Here is a 19,974-nt window from a genome sequence, read left to right on the forward strand (position 1 = left end):
TTATATCCAAGATATGCTTATATCAAAGAGTGCTTTTATCAACTAACGCGTTAATTGACTTATAAGCTAACTAACCACAGCCTTGAGCTCTTTTTGTGGCAATACATCGTAACGACTGAATTGCATCGAGAACTGACCATCTCCTCCCGTCATCGATTTTAGCCGAGTAGAATAGTTACTCACATTGGCTAGCGGCGCTTCTACATTAACTTCCACTAAACCTTTACTGTTAGCCTGTGTGCCACACACAATACCGCGGGCAGAACTAATGTCACCGGTGATCTCACCGACATGGGTTTGCGCTACTTGAATATTCATATCAACTATCGGCTCTAACATTACAGGTTGCGCTAATTTCACTGCCTCCATAAAAGCTCTTTTACCTGCCATAACAAAGGCTATTTCTTTTGAGTCAACGCTGTGATGCTTGCCATCAAGCACGGTCACTTTGATATCTTGCAGCGGGTATCCTCCTAACTCTCCGACGAGCATGGCTTCACGAACGCCCTTTTCAACTGCTGGAATATACTGGCTAGGCACCGAGCCACCCACCACTTTAGAGACAAACTCAAAACCTTGCCCACGAGCAAGAGGCTCAACTTTTAACTCAACCTCACCAAACTGGCCTGAACCACCAGATTGCTTTTTATGGCGATAACGAAATTTAGCCTCGCCCATAATGGTTTCCCGATACGCAATGGCAGGAATGTCGGTTTCCATATCAACATTAAATAGATTCTGCGCTTTCTCCAATGCAATTTGCAGATGTAAATCCCCTTGTCCTTGCAATACAGTTTGGCCTTCAGCTTCATTGCGGCTGATTTGCAAACTAGGATCTTCTGCCACTAGCTTATGTAACACTTCCGATATTTTTTGCTCATCACCGCGCCGTTTTGCAGATACCGCTAAGCCAAAAATAGGCTGCGGGAATTTGAGCTCCGGTAAATGGAATTCATCTTCATCATGACTGTCATGCAGCACTGCGCCTACTGTCAACTCTTCCAATTTAGCGATGGCGCAGATATCTCCTGGTAACGCTTGGTTCACATTGATTTGTTTGTCACCTTGCAACTTCATTAAATGAGACACTTTAAACGGCTTACGACCGCTACCAATAAACAATTTCATTCCCACAGAAATCGTACCTTGATACAAGCGGAAAACCCCCATACGTCCAAAAAACGGATCTATCGCCACCCTAAATACATGAGCTAAAACATGGTCTGAGGCTTTTTGTGTGACATTAACTGGCTTAGCATCATCACCAAACCCTTTAATAAACTGTGGTGGATTAGCTTCAAGCGGGCTAGGCATTAATTTAATCAGCATTTCTAATAACGAGCCAATACCAATATCTTGCTCAGCACTGGTAAAACAAACTGGCACTAAGTGCCCCATTCTTAATGCTGTTTCTAATGGTGCATGTAATTGCTCAGGGCTTAGTGATTCCCCCTGCTCGAGATAAAGCTCCATTAAGGCTTCATCTTCTTCTAATACGGTATCGACTAGCTCATCTCTGGCTTGGGTAGGGCTACTGAATAGCGTCGACGTGGTTTCATCACAATGTAAATAACAATCAACGACTGAATCCACAACGCCATCAGCATTGGTATGAGGTAAATTAACCGGCAAACAGCGATGACCAAATTGATGCTGAATATCCATCATCACTTCTGACACGTTTTTTTCATTGCCATCCATATGATTAATCGCAATGATCACCGCTTTACCTTGACGGCGCGCTGCTTCAAAAGCGCGTTTAGTGACAGATTCAATGCCGACACCGGCATTGACGACCAATAACACCGACTCAACGCCGGGTAAGGGTAATAGTGCACGACCAAAAAAGTCAGGTAATCCAGGAGTATCGATAAAATTGATGTGATGCGATTGATAATCAAGATTTAAAAAGGAAGGTTCTAAACTGTGGCGGTGGGATTTTTCTTGGGCAGTGAAATCAGCATGATTTGTACCCTTATCGACCCTGCCTTTTAAAGTGATTGCATCAGCGCTAAAGAGTAATGCCTCAAGTAATGAGGACTTCCCTGCGCCAGTGTGTCCGAGCACTGCCAGATTGCGGATTTGCTCAGTGGTAAACTCAGCCATGATGGCCTCCTTTGTTCACATTATTAAACTATCCATATTTTGTCTTTGTATGTTTACAGCTGCCTATTATTTGCACTCAAACCAGTATACGACTGAAAGAAAGTGAATAAATTGACCTAGATCAGTCTTTACACCGACCCCATTTTTCATAACAAAATCACCCATTCAGCTTACAAGTGTTAGCTAGTTCTGGTCGTATCAGTGATTAATTAGTTTCGGGTGATTGTATCGACCTGAAACCTCAGGTACTCTGCATGCTCGTTTATGCTAAAACACTAATAATGAAGATGAACAAACGTTAATCTTCATTATGATTTTAAGAGTCCCAATAGATTGTACGGAGTATTCATTCTGCTATGGCCGTCCTTAAATGACAGCAAACCGACAAGCTAAATCTGCCATGAAAAAACCTGGCAAAAAAGTATCTTCCGATTGTGATGCGGCAAACACACCTGTGCGCCATCGCAATGCAACAACGACACCTGAAATGCGTCAATTCATTCAGACTTCCGAGTTTACTGTCAGCCAGTTAGCTAAAATTCTTAATATTACTGAAGCAACAGTCAGAAAGTGGCGCAAGCGAGACTCAATAAGTGATACACCTAATACCCCACATCATTTAAAAACCACCCTTTCACCAATGGAAGAGTATGTGGTTGTCGGGTTGCGCTATCAGTTGAAAATGCCTTTAGATAGGCTGTTAAAAGTCACCCAACAGTTCATCAATGAAAACGTATCTCGCTCTGGTTTAGCCCGTTGTCTTAAACGTTACGGTGTATCCAAACTCGATGAGTTTGAAAGCCCTTTTGTACCTGAACGATATTTTAATCAGTTACCCATTGTTCAGGGTACAGATGTAGCGACTTACACCTTAAACCCTGAAACTCTGGCTAACACCCTTGCTCTACCAGAGGCTACGCCCGATAACGTGGTACAAGTGGTTTCATTAACCATTCCACCGCAACTGACACAAGCAGACAGTTATTCAATTTTACTCGGTGTCGATTTTGCAACCGACTGGGTTTATCTCGACATCTATCAAGACAACCACACACAAGCGACCAATCGATATATCGCTTATGTGTTAAAGCACGGACCGTTTCATCTACGTAAGTTACTCGTCAAAAATTACCATACATTTTTAGCTCGTTTTCCTGGTGCAACTGCAGCAGAAAACGCGCCTCAAAATAATAAATCAGCTAAGGATAAGCTGAGTACTGGAGACTCAAAATGAGCCAAACCCCTACTAATCCTGAGACGCCCTCTCAAGAAAACAGTCAATATCAAGATTCGAGATTAAATAAACGCCTTAAAGACATGCCAATTGCCATTGTTGGCATGGCAGGCATTTTTGCAAATTCGCGTTACCTGAATAAATTTTGGGATTTAATCAGTGAAAAAATTGATGCGATTACCGAAGTGCCTGAGTCGCACTGGCGTCCTGAAGATTACTTTGATGCTGATAAATCAACGCCAGATAAAAGCTACTGTAAACGTGGTGGCTTTATTCCAGAAGTGGACTTTAATCCAATGGAGTTTGGCCTGCCGCCAAATATCTTAGAACTAACTGATACTTCACAGCTGCTTTCGCTAGTCATTGCCAAAGAAGTGCTTGCAGATGCGGGTGTTACCTCTGAGTACGACACTGACAAAATCGGTATTACGCTGGGTGTGGGTGGCGGTCAAAAAATCAATGCAAGCTTAACGGCGCGCCTGCAATACCCAGTGCTTAAAAAGGTATTCAAAAGCAGCGGCCTAAGTGATGCTGACAGCGATATGCTGATCAAAAAATTCCAAGACCAATACATTCACTGGGAAGAAAACTCATTCCCAGGCTCACTAGGTAATGTTATTGCAGGTCGTATTGCTAACCGCTTCGATTTAGGCGGCATGAACTGTGTGGTTGACGCTGCATGTGCAGGCTCACTTGCCGCAATGCGTATGGCATTAACTGAGCTGGTTGAAGGCCGCAGTGAAATGATGATCACTGGTGGTGTTTGTACCGATAACTCACCTTCAATGTACATGAGCTTTTCAAAAACCCCAGCGTTCACGACCAATGAAACGATTCAACCATTTGATATCGATTCAAAAGGCATGATGATTGGTGAAGGTATCGGCATGGTTGCACTTAAGCGCCTTGAAGATGCAGAACGTGATGGTGACCGTATTTACTCAGTCATTAAAGGTGTTGGCGCTTCATCAGACGGTAAGTTCAAGAGTATTTATGCTCCGCGCCCTGAAGGCCAAGCAAAAGCACTAAAACGTGCTTATGATGATGCAGGTTTTGCCCCTGAAACTGTTGGCTTAATTGAAGCGCACGGCACAGGCACTGCAGCAGGTGATGTAGCCGAATTCAATGGTCTTAAATCAGTATTTGGTGAAAATGACCCGACTAAACAGCACATTGCGTTAGGTTCGGTTAAATCACAAGTAGGACACACAAAATCAACCGCTGGTACTGCTGGTGTGATTAAAGCTGCGCTTGCACTGCACCACAAAGTGCTGCCGCCAACCATTAACGTCTCAAAGCCAAACCCTAAACTAAACGTTGAAGATTCACCGTTTTTCGTTAATACCGAAACCCGTCCTTGGATGCCTCGCCCTGACGGCACACCACGTCGTGCTGGTATTAGCTCATTTGGTTTTGGTGGCACTAACTTCCACTTAGTCTTGGAAGAATATAGCCCAGAACACGGCCGTGATGACAAATACCGTCAACGCCAAGTGGCTCAAAGCTTATTAATTAGTGCTGATAACAAAACAGCCTTAATTGCAGAAGTGAATAAGTTAACCGCTGAAATCAGCGCGCTTAAAGGTACTGACAATAGCAGTATTGAGCAAGCAGAGCTCACGCGCATTGCCAAGCAATATGCAGTGACTAAAATTGAAAATTCCGCTGCCCGCTTAGGTCTTGTGGTATCAAGCCTTACCGAGCTAACCACTCAGCTTGGTTTAGCGTTAAAGCAACTTAATAACGATTCAGAAGCATGGCAATTGCCATCGGGTACCAGTTACCGCTCATCAGCACTCATCACTGTGACAACTAAGGGTAAAAAAGCAACTAGCGAACCAAAAGTCGCAGCGTTATTTGCCGGCCAAGGCTCGCAATACGTCAACATGGGTATTGAAGTCGCTTGTCATTTCCCTGAAATGCGTCAGCAACTGATCAAAGCCGATAAAGTGTTTGCAAGCTTTGACAAAACACCACTGTCACAAGTGATGTTCCCTATTCCTGCTTTTGAAAAAGCAGATAAAGATGCACAAGTGGCATTACTCACCAGCACCGACAACGCGCAAAGTGCTATTGGCGTAGTCAGCATGAGTCAGTATCAGTTACTGAGTCAGGCAGGCTTTAGCGCGGATATGTTTGCAGGTCATAGTTTTGGTGAGCTTTCAGCATTATGTGCCGCTGGGGTAATTTCAAATGATGATTACTATCAGCTTTCATATGCTCGCGGCGCAGCTATGGCTTCATCGGCTATAGATAAAGACGGTAATGAATTAGATAAAGGCACCATGTACGCCATTATCTTGCCAGCTAATGATGCTGATGCAGCAAACAGCGATAACATCGCTAAGTTAGAAACCTGTATTGCTGAATTTGACGGTGTAAAAGTCGCTAATTACAACTCTGCGACTCAGCTTGTTATCGCAGGTCCTACAGAGTCTTGTGCACAAGCAGCTAAAGCCATTAGCGCATTAGGCTTTAAAGCCATTGCACTGCCTGTATCTGGCGCATTCCATACGCCACTTGTAGGACATGCACAAAAGCCATTCGCTAAAGCCATCGATAAAGCCAAGTTTACTGCCAGCAAAGTTGAATTATTCTCAAATGCCAGCGGTGAAAAACATCCAACGGATGCTAAGTCGATTAAAGCGGCATTTAAACAGCACATGCTACAGTCGGTTCGCTTTACTGATCAGTTAAACAGCATGTATGACGCTGGAGCGCGTGTATTTGTTGAATTCGGGCCTAAAAATATCTTGCAGAAACTGGTTGAAGCCACGCTAGGTAACAAAGCAGAAAGCGTATCAGTGATTAGCATCAACCCCAATCCGAAAGGTAACAGCGATCTGCAGTTACGTATCGCGGCTATGCAACTTAACGTTCTTGGCGCACCGCTAACGGAGGTTGATCCTTATCAAGCAGAAATCGCCGCCCCTGCAGTGCCGAAAGGCATGAACGTCAAGCTAACAGCTTCAAACCATATCAGTGCACCAACCCGCGCTAAAATGGAAAAATCATTAACCACTGGCAAAGTCACTTCACAAATTGTTGAAACAGTTGTCGAAAAAGTGGTTGAAGTACCGGTTGAAAAAGTAGTAGAGAAAATCGTGGAAAAAGAAGTCATTAAAACAGAATACGTTGAAGTTGCCGCATCAGGTTCAATTGCAGTGTCTAACGCTGCTGCTCAAGCGCCTCAAAAAATAGCACCTCAAGCTCCAGCACAAAGTGCTCCAGCTTCAGGCAGCTTAGAAGCGTTCTTCAATGCACAACAGCAAGCCGCTGATTTGCATCAGCAGTTCTTAGCCATTCCACAGCAATATGGTGACACCTTTACTCATCTAATGGCCGAGCAAAGTAAAATGGCTGCTGCAGGACATGCTATTCCTGAGAGCCTACAACGCTCAATGGAGCTATTCCACCAGCATCAAGCTCAAACACTACAAAGTCATACTTTGTTCCTTGAGCAACAAGCACAGTCAAGCCAAAACGCATTAAGCATGCTGACTGGTCAAGCACCAGTAGCGACAGCGCCTGTTGTTGCAGTTCCTGTTATCAATACTCCTAGAGTTAATGCGCCTATCGCTGCAACTCCAGTGATTACTGCGCCAGCACCAGTCGTTGAAACTGTAAAAGTAGCCGCTCCAGTACAAGCGCCTGTTTCCAAACCTGCCGCTATGGCTGCTCCAGCGCCACGTATTGAACCAGTAAAAGCACCTGCCCCAATTACAGCTCCTGTCGTTGCGCCGGTAGTTGCAGCAGCGCCTGCAGGTTTAAACGCAGAAACAGTGCTGAACACTATGCTCGAAGTCGTTGCAGAAAAGACCGGTTACCCGACTGAAATGCTTGAATTAAGCATGGATATGGAAGCAGACCTTGGTATCGATTCAATCAAGCGTGTTGAAATTCTAGGAACCGTTCAAGACGAACTACCAACGCTACCAGAGTTAAGCCCTGAAGATTTAGCTGAATGTCGTACACTTGGCGAAATCGTTGATTATATGAACAGTAAGCTACCCGCTGAAGGGACTCAAATAGCAGCTCAAACTGCTGTTGCAGCACCAGCATCAGGTCTTAGCGCAGAAACCGTGCTTAATACAATGCTTGAAGTCGTAGCTGAAAAAACCGGTTACCCAACTGAAATGCTTGAGCTAAGCATGGATATGGAAGCAGACCTTGGTATTGATTCAATCAAACGTGTTGAAATTTTAGGTACAGTTCAAGACGAACTACCAACACTGCCAGAATTGAGCCCTGAAGATTTAGCTGAGTGTCGTACCCTTGGCGAGATTGTTTCTTATATGAACTCTAAGCTACCAGCTGAAGACTCTAAACTTCCTACAAGTGCCGCTGAAGGCTCTCAGCTACCAACTACTGGTTCTGCTCCAGTAGGTTTAAGCGCTGAACAAGTTCAAAGCACCATGATGACTGTGGTTGCAGAAAAGACGGGTTACCCAACTGAAATGCTTGAGTTGAGCATGGATATGGAAGCGGATTTAGGTATTGATTCAATCAAGCGTGTTGAAATTTTAGGTACCGTTCAAGATGAACTGCCAACATTGCCAGAATTGAGTCCTGAAGATTTAGCTGAGTGTCGTACCTTGGGCGAAATCGTTTCTTATATGAACTCTAAGCTGCCAGCTGAAGGCTCTAAACTGCCTACAAGTGCCGCTGAAGGCTCTCAGCTACCAACTACTGGTTCTGCTCCAGTAGGTTTAAGCGCTGAACAAGTTCAAAGCACCATGATGACTGTGGTTGCTGAAAAGACGGGTTACCCAACTGAAATGCTTGAGCTAAGCATGGATATGGAAGCCGATTTAGGCATCGACTCAATCAAACGTGTTGAAATTCTAGGTACCGTTCAAGATGAACTACCAACACTGCCAGAGTTAAGCCCTGAAGATTTAGCTGAGTGTCGTACCCTTGGTGAGATCGTCAGCTACATGAACAGCAAACTTCCTGCAGTCAGTGCAAATACTGTCACTGCACCAGTGACGCAAGTTGCTCCTGCTAACAATGGTTTATCAGCTCAAGAAGTTCAAAACACCATGATGACTGTGGTTGCAGAAAAGACCGGTTACCCAACGGAAATGCTTGAGTTAAGCATGGATATGGAAGCGGATTTAGGCATCGACTCAATCAAACGTGTTGAGATTTTAGGTACTGTTCAAGACGAGCTACCAGGCTTGCCAGAGCTTAACCCTGAAGATTTAGCTGAGTGTCGTACACTTGGTGAAATCGTCAGCTACATGAACAGCAAGCTTCTTCCTACAAGTGCAGCCGCAGGCGCTAATACACAGGCCGCAGCAGGCGCTTCTCAAGTAGCAGCGCCAGCTGTTAGTGGTTTATCAGCTGAGACAGCCCTGAGCGCGCCGTCAGGTTTATCTGCAGAGCAAGTTCAAAGCACTATGATGACTGTGGTTGCTGAAAAGACCGGCTACCCAACGGAAATGCTTGAACTAAGCATGGATATGGAAGCGGATTTAGGCATCGACTCAATCAAGCGAGTTGAAATCTTAGGTACTGTTCAAGACGAACTACCTGGCTTACCAGACCTAAATCCTGAAGATTTAGCAGAATGTCGCACTTTAGGCGAAATCGTTAGCTACATGAACAGCAAACTAACGACAAGCAGTGTTGTGAACACTGCAGCATCAACGGCAGCTGCACCAACAGCCACAGCAGATTTAGCAAACGACTTACCTCCTCATCAGGAAGTCGCACTAAAAAAGCTACCAGCGGCGGATAAGTTAGTTGACTGTTTTTCAAAAGACGCATGTATCGTTATCAATGATGACGGTCATAACGCAGGTGTTTTAGCTGAAAAATTAGTAGCAACAGGCCTAACCGTCGCCGTTATTCGTAGCCCTGAATCTGTGACATCTGCGCAATCACCGCTAAGTAGCGATATTGCCAGCTTCACTTTATCAACGGTTAGTGATGATGCAATTAGCGATGTAATAGCTAAAATCAGCAAGCAACATAAAATTGCAGGTTTTGTTCACCTGCAGCCTCAACTCGCAACATCAGGCAACTTACCATTAAGTGATGCTGGATTTATCGCAGTTGAGCAAGCTTTCTTAATGGCTAAACATCTACAAAGTCGTTTTAGCGAATTAGCACAATCACAACGCGTAAGCTTTATGACAGTGAGCCGTATTGATGGTGGCTTTGGTTATTTAAATACCACTGAACTGGCAAAAGCTGAGCTTAACCAGGCTGCTTTATCTGGCCTCACCAAAACCCTCGGCCATGAGTGGCCAAACGTGTTTTGTCGAGCATTAGATATTGCACCAAGTTTTGAAGCTGTTGAGCTTGCTCAAGCAGTGATTGCAGAGCTTTATGATGTTGAAACAAGCATTGCAGAAGTCGGTGTTAGCGACCAAGGTCGTCACACACTCACAGCAACAACAGCGGCGCAAACTCGCTACCAAACAACATCGCTCAATAGTAGTGACACAGTACTTGTTACTGGCGGCGCAAAAGGTGTGACGTTTGAGTGCGCCCTAACCCTTGCTAAGCAAACTCAATCACACTTTATTCTTGCAGGTCGTAGTGCACATTTGGCAGCAAACTTGCCGACTTGGGCACAAAACAAGCAAGCATCTGAGCTGAAAGCAGCGGCAATTAAGTTTATTCAATCACAAGGTGACAAACCAACGCCTAAGCAAATTGATGCCTTAGTTTGGCCGATAACCAGCAGTTTGGAAATTGATCGTTCACTCGCAGCCTTTAAAGCCGTTGGCGCAAGTGCTGAATACATCAGCATGGACGTCAGTTCAGATGCAGCGATTAAACAGTCATTAGCAGGTATTAAGCCAATTACTGGCATCATTCACGGTGCAGGCGTACTTGCCGATAAACACATTCAAGACAAAACCTTAGCCGAGTTAGGCCGCGTTTATGGCACTAAAGTGTCGGGTTTTGCCGGAATCATCAATGCGATTGATGCTAGCCAACTAAAACTGGTTGCTATGTTCTCATCTGCAGCGGGTTTCTATGGCAATACGGGTCAAAGTGATTACTCAATGTCGAATGAGATCCTTAACAAGACAGCACTACAACTTGCAGCGAACTACCCGCAAGCAAAAGTGATGAGCTTTAACTGGGGACCTTGGGACGGCGGTATGGTCAGTTCAGCCTTAAAGAAAATGTTTGTTGAACGCGGCGTATATGTGATTCCGCTCGATAAAGGCGCAAACTTGTTTGCTCACAGTCTATTGTCTGAGTCTGGTGTACAGCTATTAATCGGTTCAAGTATGCAAGGTTCAGCATCAACTGAAGGCGCTGCTGTAAAAAAGCTTAATGCGGACTCTTCGCATAATGCCGAGGGTTCGCTGATTCTTTCTTTAAATAATGCTGCAAGTCACCGTGTTGTGAGTAACACGGTGAGTGTTGAACGAGTACTAAATCCTGTTGCAATGCCCTTCATTGAAGATCATTGCATCGCGGGTAATCCGGTACTACCAACAGTGTGCGCCATACAATGGATGCGTGAAACTGCGCAGCAATTGTGTGGCCTGCCTGTATTGGTTCAAGATTATAAGCTGCTAAAAGGCATTATTTTCGAGACTAAAGAGCCACAAGTATTAACGCTGAAACTGACGCAAACTGAATCAGGCTTAACAGCACTGATTGCTAGTCGCATGCAAAGTGATGATGTGGATAGTTTGCTTAGACCTCAGTATCAAGCCAGCCTCCTTGTTAATGAGAAAGTTGTTAATGAGAAAGTTGTTAATGAGAAGCTCGGAAATGTCGCTGTTTCAGACACGCTACCAACAGTGGCAAAAGACGCCCAACAGTTAGTTGAGTCAGGCAAAATCATCAGCACAGATAGCGAGCTATATAGCAACGGCAGCTTATTCCACGGCCCTCGCCTTCAAGGAATAAAGCAGCTGTTAATTGCCGACGATAAGCAGTTGGTTTGTTCGGTTGAATTACCACAAATTGATGCTAAAGATTGTGCAAGCTTTACGCCGCAAACAGGTTTAGGTGGTAGTCAGGCTTTCGCTGAAGATTTGCTACTGCAAGCCATGTTAGTGTGGGCGCGTATCAAGCATGATGCAGCCAGCTTACCGTCAACTATTGGTGAGTTAACCACTTATGCACCGTTTGCATCAGGTGACAGTGGCTACTTAGTGCTGAATGTGGTTAAAAGTACCAGTCGCTCATTAACGGCTGACATTGCTTTATATCATCAAGATGGCCGTCTAAGTTGTACGATGACAAACGCTAAAACGACAATCAGCAAAAGCTTAAATGAGGCTTTTTTAGCCCCAGCTAAAGCATTAGCTGATTTGCAGGAGTCTGTGTGAGTAATCAAACTCTTTCTGCACAAAAAGTACAGTCTACAACATCAGCAAGTGCGGCTAACATGCGCATCGCGTTAAAGTTAGTGGCGAATGAGTCTTTCTCATTCGCCGCGCAAGCTGAAATGAACAGCTCAGCTTTTGCTGCCATCAAGTCATGTTCTTTAGCTGACAGTATTGGTTTGTCAGCTATCGTGCTTGAAATTGATGTGTCATCGTTAGACGACACATCAGCCCCCGCAAACCAAGCTATCAGTTTTAGTGACTATTTAGCCCAAGCAATTGTTCATATAGAACAACAGCAAAGTGTGCTACTCAGCCACCCTGCTATGCCTTATCGTTTATTAATGATGCCAGCTATTGTTGCTGCTAAGCATCGCTGCCACCCCCATGCTTATTTAACAGGTATGGGCGATGATAGTAATGCAAAAACAGCAACCTCTAAGGCATTATCTCAAGCGAAACGCGCTCATATCAGCCCAATCCAAGTGGATGCGACTCATTGCAACAGCTATAAAGATAAGTTTGCTGAATTGATAACGCTAGTTGGCAACATTGCAGCGCGAAGCATGCCTAAAATGCCTGCTAACCTCACTGCAGACAGTTCAACATACTGGTTCAGCGAAATGCATCAAAGCCGCGTGGCTTGCTTCAATATCACTGAAGGCGCCCATCATCATGCAGCTGTGTTAGTTCAAGGAACTGAGCTTGCCCAGGCAAAATCCATGCTGGATGAAAAGCGGATATTTATCCCTTTATCTGCAGATAATTTGCAAGCGTTCAAATTGCAATTAACAGACTTACACGCCCAACTTGATAGCATTAAATCGCAGTCAGATAACATCATGACTTTAATGCTCACTCAGCTTGAAAAGTTTGCTAACAATAACGCGTTATCGGCCGTGATCATGGCGAACTCGGCAGCTGCAGCTTTTACTGAAGCCGAAGCCATGCTATTGGCTGTTGAAACAGCATTAAATAACAACACAACAGAACTCGATTACAAAACGCCGTCTGGGAGCTGTTTACATACTTCACCCCAACAAAAAGATGCGCATAGTGGCGTCTGTTTTGTCTACCCCGGCGTAGGTACTGTTTACCCACAAATGTTTGCTCAATTACCCAGTTACTTTCCAACGCTGTTTTCACAATTAGAACGTGAAGGCGACGTCAAAGCCATGCTGCAAGCAGAAAGCATTTACGCTGAAAATGCCAAAGTATCAGATATGAGCCTAGATAAACTGGCCATTGCTGGTGTCGGTGTGAGTTATATTTTAACTAAGATATTAACCCAGCACTTTGCTATAAAACCAAATTATGCCATGGGTTACTCTATGGGTGAAGCGTCGATGTGGGCCAGTCTTGATGTGTGGAAAACACCGCACAATATGATTGAAGCTACTCAAACCAATAGCATTTTCACCACCGACATTTCAGGTCGATTAGATTGCGTGCGTCAAGCATGGCAATTGAATCATGATGAAGATATTGTCTGGAATAGTTTTGTGGTTCGCGCTGAGCCAAGCATCATAGAAGCGGCATTAAGTGACTACCCTCGTGCTTATCTCGCCATCGTTCAAGGCGACACCTGCGTACTTGCTGGTTGTGAGCAAAGCTGTAAAGCGCTACTTAAGCAAATAGGTAAACGTGGGATTGCTGCGAATCGTGTTACTGCGATGCACACCCAACCTGCGATGCTAATACGCGACAATGTGCAAACATTTTATCAGCAACCGCTTCATGACCAGGCTGTACTTGATGCACAAGCGGCGCAAATACAATTTATGAGCGCTGCCAGCACTATACCTGTTAGCGTCACCAGCGAAGCAATTGCAGACTCTATTGCTGATACATTCTGCCACCCGCTGAATTTTACGGAATTAGTAAACAATACACGTAAACAAGGCGCCAGTTTATTCGTTGAAATTGGTGCAGACAGACAAACCAGCACCTTAATCGATAAAATTGCCCGCACCACTGAAGCCCCCAATACAGTAATGAATTCAGCATGCCAAGCCATTGCAACTAATGCTAAAGGCGGCGATGACCTAACAGCGCTACTGAAATGTATTGCTCAACTTGTGGCTCACAACGTGCCGTTATCACTCAATTATTTAACTGATGGTTTAACCAACCTTTTGACTACGCAACTTATGAGTGCACAAAAAAGTCAAACTGCGATGAGTCAATCAAACTCTCAGTTAGCCTCACAATTAGAAGGAGAACAATCTTGAGTTCTCAATCGAATACACAACACGCGAGTTTGCCAAAAATTGCGATTGTCGGTTTAGCAACCCAATATCCTGATGCGGATACACCGGCAAAGTTTTGGCAGAATCTATTAGATAAAAAAGATTCTCGCACAACCATTAGCAGCCAAAAACTCAATGCTAACCCTGCTGATTTTACTGGTGTACAAGGTCAGTCAGACCGCTTTTATTGTGATAAAGGCGGTTATATTCAAAACTTCAGTTTTGATGCTAATGGTTACAAAATCCCAGCGGCGCAATTTGACGGCCTTGATGACAGCTTTTTATGGGCAACAGATACTGCCCGCAACGCATTAAATGATGCTGGCATTGATATTACAAACCCACAAAATGCAGCTAGCTTAAGCCGTACAGGGATTGTAATGGGAACCTTATCGTTCCCAACAGCAAAATCGAATGAGTTGTTTGTCCCGCTGTATCACAGCGCGGTAGAAAAAGCCTTACAGCATAAACTGCAGCAAGCTGATTTTACCCTGCAAGCATTTGACTCTGAAGGCTTTGCAACGCAGGCGACACCGGCCTCGTTATCTAACGGTGCGATTGCTCATAACGCCTCAAAGTTAGTGGCTGACGCGCTGGGTTTAGGCGCTGCGCAATTAAGCCTAGATGCCGCCTGTGCAAGTTCAGTTTACTCGCTAAAACTTGCCTGTGATTATTTGCATACAGGCAAAGCTGACATGATGCTTGCTGGCGCAGTGTCTGGCGCTGACCCATTCTTTATTAACATGGGTTTCTCCATTTTCCACGCCTACCCTGACCATGGTATTTCAGCGCCTTTTGATAGTAACTCAAAAGGTTTATTTGCTGGTGAAGGCGCTGGTGTTTTAGTGCTAAAACGTCTTGAAGATGCTGAGCGCGATGGCGACCATATCTATGCGTTGGTTAGCGGTATTGGATTATCAAATGACGGCAAAGGTCAATTTGTATTAAGCCCGAATAGCGATGGTCAAGTTAAAGCATTTGAGCGTGCTTATGCTGACGCAGCAATGCACGATGAAAGTGCTGGCTCTGAGCGTTTTGGACCAGACAAAGTGGAAGTGATTGAGTGTCATGCAACAGGCACACCTTTAGGTGATAAAGTTGAACTGACTTCAATGGAGCGCTTTTTCAGTGACAAGCTCAAAGGAAGCAACACGCCGCTCATCGGTTCAGCCAAATCTAACTTAGGCCATTTACTGACTGCAGCGGGTATGCCTGGGATCATGAAAATGATTTTTGCTATGCGCCAAGGCATGTTACCGCCAAGTATTAACATTAGCGCGCCGATTGCATCTCCATCGGAGATGTTTGGCCCAGCCACATTACCCAATGATGTATTACCTTGGCCAGACAAAGCAGGCAATAAAGCCCGCCATGCTGGGGTATCGGTTTTTGGTTTTGGTGGCTGTAATGCTCATTTATTGGTTGAGTCTTACTTTGCTAAAGGTAATGCTAATAACAGCATTAGCACCCCGTCACACTCAACGACTCATTCAACGACTCATTCAACGACAATCAATGCGCAATTACCTATGCATATTACCGGCATGGCATCGCACTTTGGCTCCCTTAGCACCATTAATACATTCGCTAATGCCGTTGCAACTCAGCAAAATGCTTTTAGTGCATTACCAGCAAAACGTTGGAAAGGCCTTGATAAACACCCTGAATTATTAAGCCAATTTGGCATTGCAGAAACAGCGCCAATGGGCGCTTATATCGACCAGTTTGATTTCGACTTTTTACGTTTCAAAGTGCCGCCAAATGAAGATGACCGCTTGATTTCTCAGCAGCTGTTATTAATGAAAGTGGCTGATGAAGCGATACATGATGCCAAGCTTGAGTCAGGTAGTAAGGTAGCCGTGCTTGTGGCAATGGAAACTGAACTTGAATTGCATCAATTCCGCGGTCGAGTCAATTTGCATACCCAAATAGCAGCAAGCCTTAAGGCCCATGGCGTAAGCTTATCTGACTCTGAATACCAAGCACTTGAAACCATTGCCATGGACAGCGTGTTAGATGCCGCTAAGCTCAACCAATATACCAGTTTCATTGGTAATATTATGGCGTCGCGTATCTCATCGTTATGGGATTTCAATGGCCCAGCCTTTACGATTTCAGCGGGCGAGCAGTCGGTTAATCGCTGTATTGATGTGGCGCAAAACTTATTCTCGATGGAATCTCGTCAAGAGCCATTAGATGCAGTGATTATTGCCGCGGTTGATTTATCTGGCAGTATTGAAAATATGGTGCTAAAAACGGCCAACTTAGCGAAAACAGGGGCGAAAACAGGGGCGAAAACAGCTCAGCAGCAAACGCTTAATATTGGTGAAGGTGCTGGTGCAATTGTTCTGCAAACCGCCACACCAAAAGCTGTTAATGTCGAGTCGTTAGATTTAATTCATCAAGCCTTAGGCGCAGTAGAATCACCAATCACTGAACATGACACATCAATATTACTGCAAAATAGCTACGGTACAATTAATACGTTAGCCTTTGGTCATAGCGAACAAGTCAGTAGCATCAGCGATAACTTGTTAACCCCTGCTGGGTTAGCGGCTGAGCAGATTAATGCCCTGGAGCTTAACCAAGCACCAGATGCACAGGTATTGCCAAATAATATCAGTGCAGTGCAGCAGTTATCGCAAATGTTTAGCCAATCAAGCCCGAGCCAAGCGCAGCAGTGCATTGGCCATACGTTTGCAGCATCGGGTATTGCCAGCTTATTGCATGGCGTTTTATCACTTAAAACAGATTCAACAAGTCAAAATCTTGTTGTAGCCACAATGAGTGAAAACCAATGTTCGCAACTGCTCGTTAGTCAATCAGCGCAGCAATCAACAGCGCTTAAGACCCGAATAAACACAAATATTGGCCAGCAAACCGCCAAAAAACTGAGCTTAGTGAAACAAGTCAGCTTAGGTGGCCGCGATATTTATCAACATATTGTCGATGCACCTTTACCTGAGTTAGACAGTATTCGCGCTAAAACGGCCAAATTAACGCCAGTAGCTAAAAGCACTCCGTTAACGATGGCCGAGCGTAACCAGTTTATTGCGCCAGCAAATACAAATGCTGTGACAGCTGACACTACTCCCCCAATTTCAATGACAACAGAGACTTCTATGCCGTTTTCTGATCGTTCAACCCAGTTTAACCCTAAACCAAGCCTGTCAGCGCCGAAGCAAGTCGCTTCGCCTCAAACCGCCATCAGCCAAATGCCAAGTGTTGCCATCAGCCAAGTGCCACCTGCACACTTAACTGCTTTTGAGCAAAACCAATGGTTAGCCCATCAAGCGCAGTTAGCGTTTTTGAAGAGCCGTGAGCAAGGTTTAAAAGTGGCAGACGCGCTCTTAAAGCAAGAGCTAGCCCATGCGAATGGTCAGCCTTATGTTGCCCAATCGATTGCACAAGCTGTTGCACCTATCCAAGCAGCAAACGTGTTAGCTCAGCCAGTAGCACCAGCTCCAGTTTTACGTCCAGATCATGCCAACGTGCCGCCATACACAGCGCCAGTGCCAGCAGATAAGCCATGTATTTGGAATTATGCTGATTTAGTGGAATATGCCGAAGGCGATATTGCCAAAGTATTCGGCCCTGATTACGCTGTGATTGATAACTACTCACGTCGTGTACGCCTTCCTACAACAGATTACTTATTGGTATCTCGTGTAACTAAGCTCGATGCCACCATGAATCAATACAAGCCATGTAGCATGACAACGGAATACGACATCCCTGAAGATGCGCCGTATTTAGTTGACGGACAAATTCCATGGGCAGTAGCCGTTGAGTCAGGCCAATGCGATTTAATGCTGATCAGCTACTTAGGCATTGATTTTGAGAACAAAGGTGAGCGCGTTTATCGTCTTCTTGATTGTACGTTAACCTTCTTAGATGACTTACCTCGTGGCGGCGATACCTTACGTTACGATATTAAAATCAACAACTTTGCTAAAAATGGCGACACCTTATTATTCTTCTTTTCTTACGAGTGCTTTGTTGGCGATAAGATGATCCTGAAAATGGATGGCGGTTGTGCTGGTTTCTTTACCGATCAAGAGTTGGATGATGGCAAAGGCGTTATTCGCACTGATGATGAAATCAAAATCCGTGAAACAGCATTAAACAACCCGAACAAACCTCGTTTTGAACCGCTACTGCATTGCGCGCAAACTGAGTTTGATTATGGACAAATCCATCATCTACTGAATGCCGATATTGGTGGTTGTTTTAGTGGTGAACACCATAACCATCAACAAGCTTCGGGTAAACAAGACTCGTTATGTTTCGCTTCAGAAAAGTTCTTGATGATTGAGCAAGTTGGCAACCTGCAAGTTCATGGCGGCGCTTGGGGTTTAGGCTTTATTGAAGGCCACAAAACCCTAGCACCTGATCATTGGTACTTCCCTTGTCATTTCCAAGGTGACCAAGTGATGGCAGGCTCGCTAATGGCAGAAGGTTGTGGCCAATTACTGCAATTCTTTATGTTGCACATCGGCATGCACACCTTAGTTGAAAACGGTCGCTTCCAACCACTTGAAAATGCGTCGCAAAAAGTACGTTGTCGTGGTCAAGTACTGCCGCAACATGGCGAATTAACGTACCGCATGGAAATCACTGAAATTGGTACTCACCATCGCCCATTTGCAAAAGCAAACATTGATATTTTACTCAATGGTAAAGCGGTAGTTGATTTCCAAAACCTTGGTGTGATGATTAAAGAAGAAGCCGAATGTACCCGTTTCATCGGCGACACTTCTGAGACAAGTGCTATCATTTCAAGCACAGTCCAAAACAACAATAGCCATAATACGCCTGCATCAACAAATGCACCGTTAATGGCGCAAGTGCCTGACTTAAGCGCACCAACCAACAAAGGGGTTATCCCACTGCAGCATGTTGAAGCGCCGCTGATCCCTGACTATCCAAACCGCACCCCTGATACGTTGCCGTTCACTGCTTATCACATGTTTGAATTTGCCACAGGAAACATCGAGAACTGTTTTGGCCCTGACTTCAGTATCTATCGCGGCTTTATTCCACCGCGTACGCCGTGTGGCGACTTACAGTTAACCACTCGTATTATCGATATTGACGGTAAACGTGGCGAACTTAAAAAACCATCGTCATGTATCGCTGAATACGAAGTGCCAACGGATGCATGGTATTTTGCTAAAAACAGCCATGCCTCTGTAATGCCATATTCAGTACTAATGGAAATCTCATTGCAACCAAACGGCTTTATCTCTGGTTACATGGGCACGACATTAGGCTTCCCTGGTGAAGAATTATTCTTCCGTAACCTAGATGGTAGTGGCGAGTTACTCCGCGATGTGGATTTACGCGGTAAAACCATTGTTAACGACTCAAAACTGTTATCTACCGTGATAGCTGGCAGTAACATTATTCAAAGCTTCACCTTTGATTTAAGTGTCGATGGCGAGCCTTTCTACAAAGGCAGTGCGGTATTTGGTTACTTCAAAGGCGATGCACTTAAAAACCAACTGGGTATTGATAATGGCCGCATCACGCAGCCTTGGCATGTTGAAAACAATGTTGCTGCCGATATCAGCGTTGATTTACTGGATAAGCAATCTCGCGTATTCCATGCGCCTGCTAATCAGCCACATTACCGTCTAGCCGGTGGTCAGCTTAACTTTATCGACAAAGCTGAAATCGTTGATAAAGGGGGCAAAAATGGTTTAGGTTACTTGTCTGCATCTCGCACCATTGACCCAAGTGATTGGTTCTTCCAGTTCCATTTCCATCAAGATCCTGTGATGCCGGGTTCATTAGGCGTTGAAGCGATTATCGAGTTAATGCAAACTTACGCCATCAGTAAAGACTTAGGTAAAGGTTTCACTAACCCTAAATTTGGTCAGATTTTATCTGACATCAAATGGAAGTACCGTGGCCAAATTAACCCACTGAATAAACAAATGTCGTTAGATGTGCACATCAGTGCAGTTAAAGATGAAAACGGCAAACGCATTATTGTTGGTGACGCAAACCTAAGCAAAGACGGTTTACGTATATACGAAGTTAAAGACATCGCAATCTGTATCGAAGAGGCATAAAG

Annotated in this window: 5 protein-coding genes; 4 read left to right on the forward strand and 1 reads right to left on the reverse strand. The window is 44.7% G+C overall.

The annotated features are described in order from the left end of the window. Positions 1 to 66: 66 nt before the first annotated feature. Positions 67 to 2,106 carry an elongation factor G gene (gene fusA / locus Q4600_RS00330; RefSeq protein ID WP_303512812.1) on the reverse strand — a complete coding sequence of 680 codons (2,040 nt, stop codon included), beginning with the start codon at positions 2,104 to 2,106 and terminating at the stop codon, positions 67 to 69. 400 nt (positions 2,107 to 2,506) lie between these two features. On the opposite strand from fusA, the gene Q4600_RS00335 reads away from it, so the two are divergent. The 4 genes from Q4600_RS00335 to Q4600_RS00350 are packed head-to-tail and all read left to right on the forward strand — an operon-like array spanning position 2,507 to position 19,972. Then, a complete protein-coding gene (locus Q4600_RS00335) occupies positions 2,507 to 3,340 on the forward strand; it encodes a helix-turn-helix domain-containing protein (RefSeq protein WP_102527927.1) in 834 nt (277 codons plus the stop codon). Continuing rightward, complete coding sequence (locus tag Q4600_RS00340) at positions 3,337 to 11,649, forward strand: type I polyketide synthase (protein ID WP_303512809.1); 8,313 nt, start codon at positions 3,337 to 3,339, stop codon at positions 11,647 to 11,649. The genes Q4600_RS00335 and Q4600_RS00340 overlap by 4 nt, the downstream gene beginning before the upstream one ends. After that, complete coding sequence (locus Q4600_RS00345) at positions 11,646 to 13,877, forward strand: PfaB family protein (protein ID WP_303512806.1); 2,232 nt, start codon at positions 11,646 to 11,648, stop codon at positions 13,875 to 13,877. Before Q4600_RS00340 ends, Q4600_RS00345 begins: the two co-directional genes overlap by 4 nt. After that, positions 13,874 to 19,972: a beta-ketoacyl synthase N-terminal-like domain-containing protein gene (locus tag Q4600_RS00350; RefSeq protein ID WP_303512805.1), complete on the forward strand. Its 6,099-nt coding sequence runs from the start codon at positions 13,874 to 13,876 to the stop codon at positions 19,970 to 19,972. The genes Q4600_RS00345 and Q4600_RS00350 overlap by 4 nt, the downstream gene beginning before the upstream one ends. The last annotated feature ends 2 nt before the right edge of the window (positions 19,973 to 19,974 follow it).

Origin of the sequence: Shewanella sp. 2_MG-2023, assembly GCF_030548905.1 — a bacterium.
GTDB lineage: Bacteria > Pseudomonadota > Gammaproteobacteria > Enterobacterales > Shewanellaceae > Shewanella > Shewanella electrodiphila.

Coding starts and splice junctions, on each gene's coding strand:
- fusA (WP_303512812.1), bottom strand. CDS start 2,106: ATGGCTGAGTTTACCACTGAGCAAATCCGCAATCTGGCAGTGCTCGGA.
- Q4600_RS00335 (WP_102527927.1), top strand. CDS start 2,507: ATGAAAAAACCTGGCAAAAAAGTATCTTCCGATTGTGATGCGGCAAAC.
- Q4600_RS00340 (WP_303512809.1), top strand. CDS start 3,337: ATGAGCCAAACCCCTACTAATCCTGAGACGCCCTCTCAAGAAAACAGT.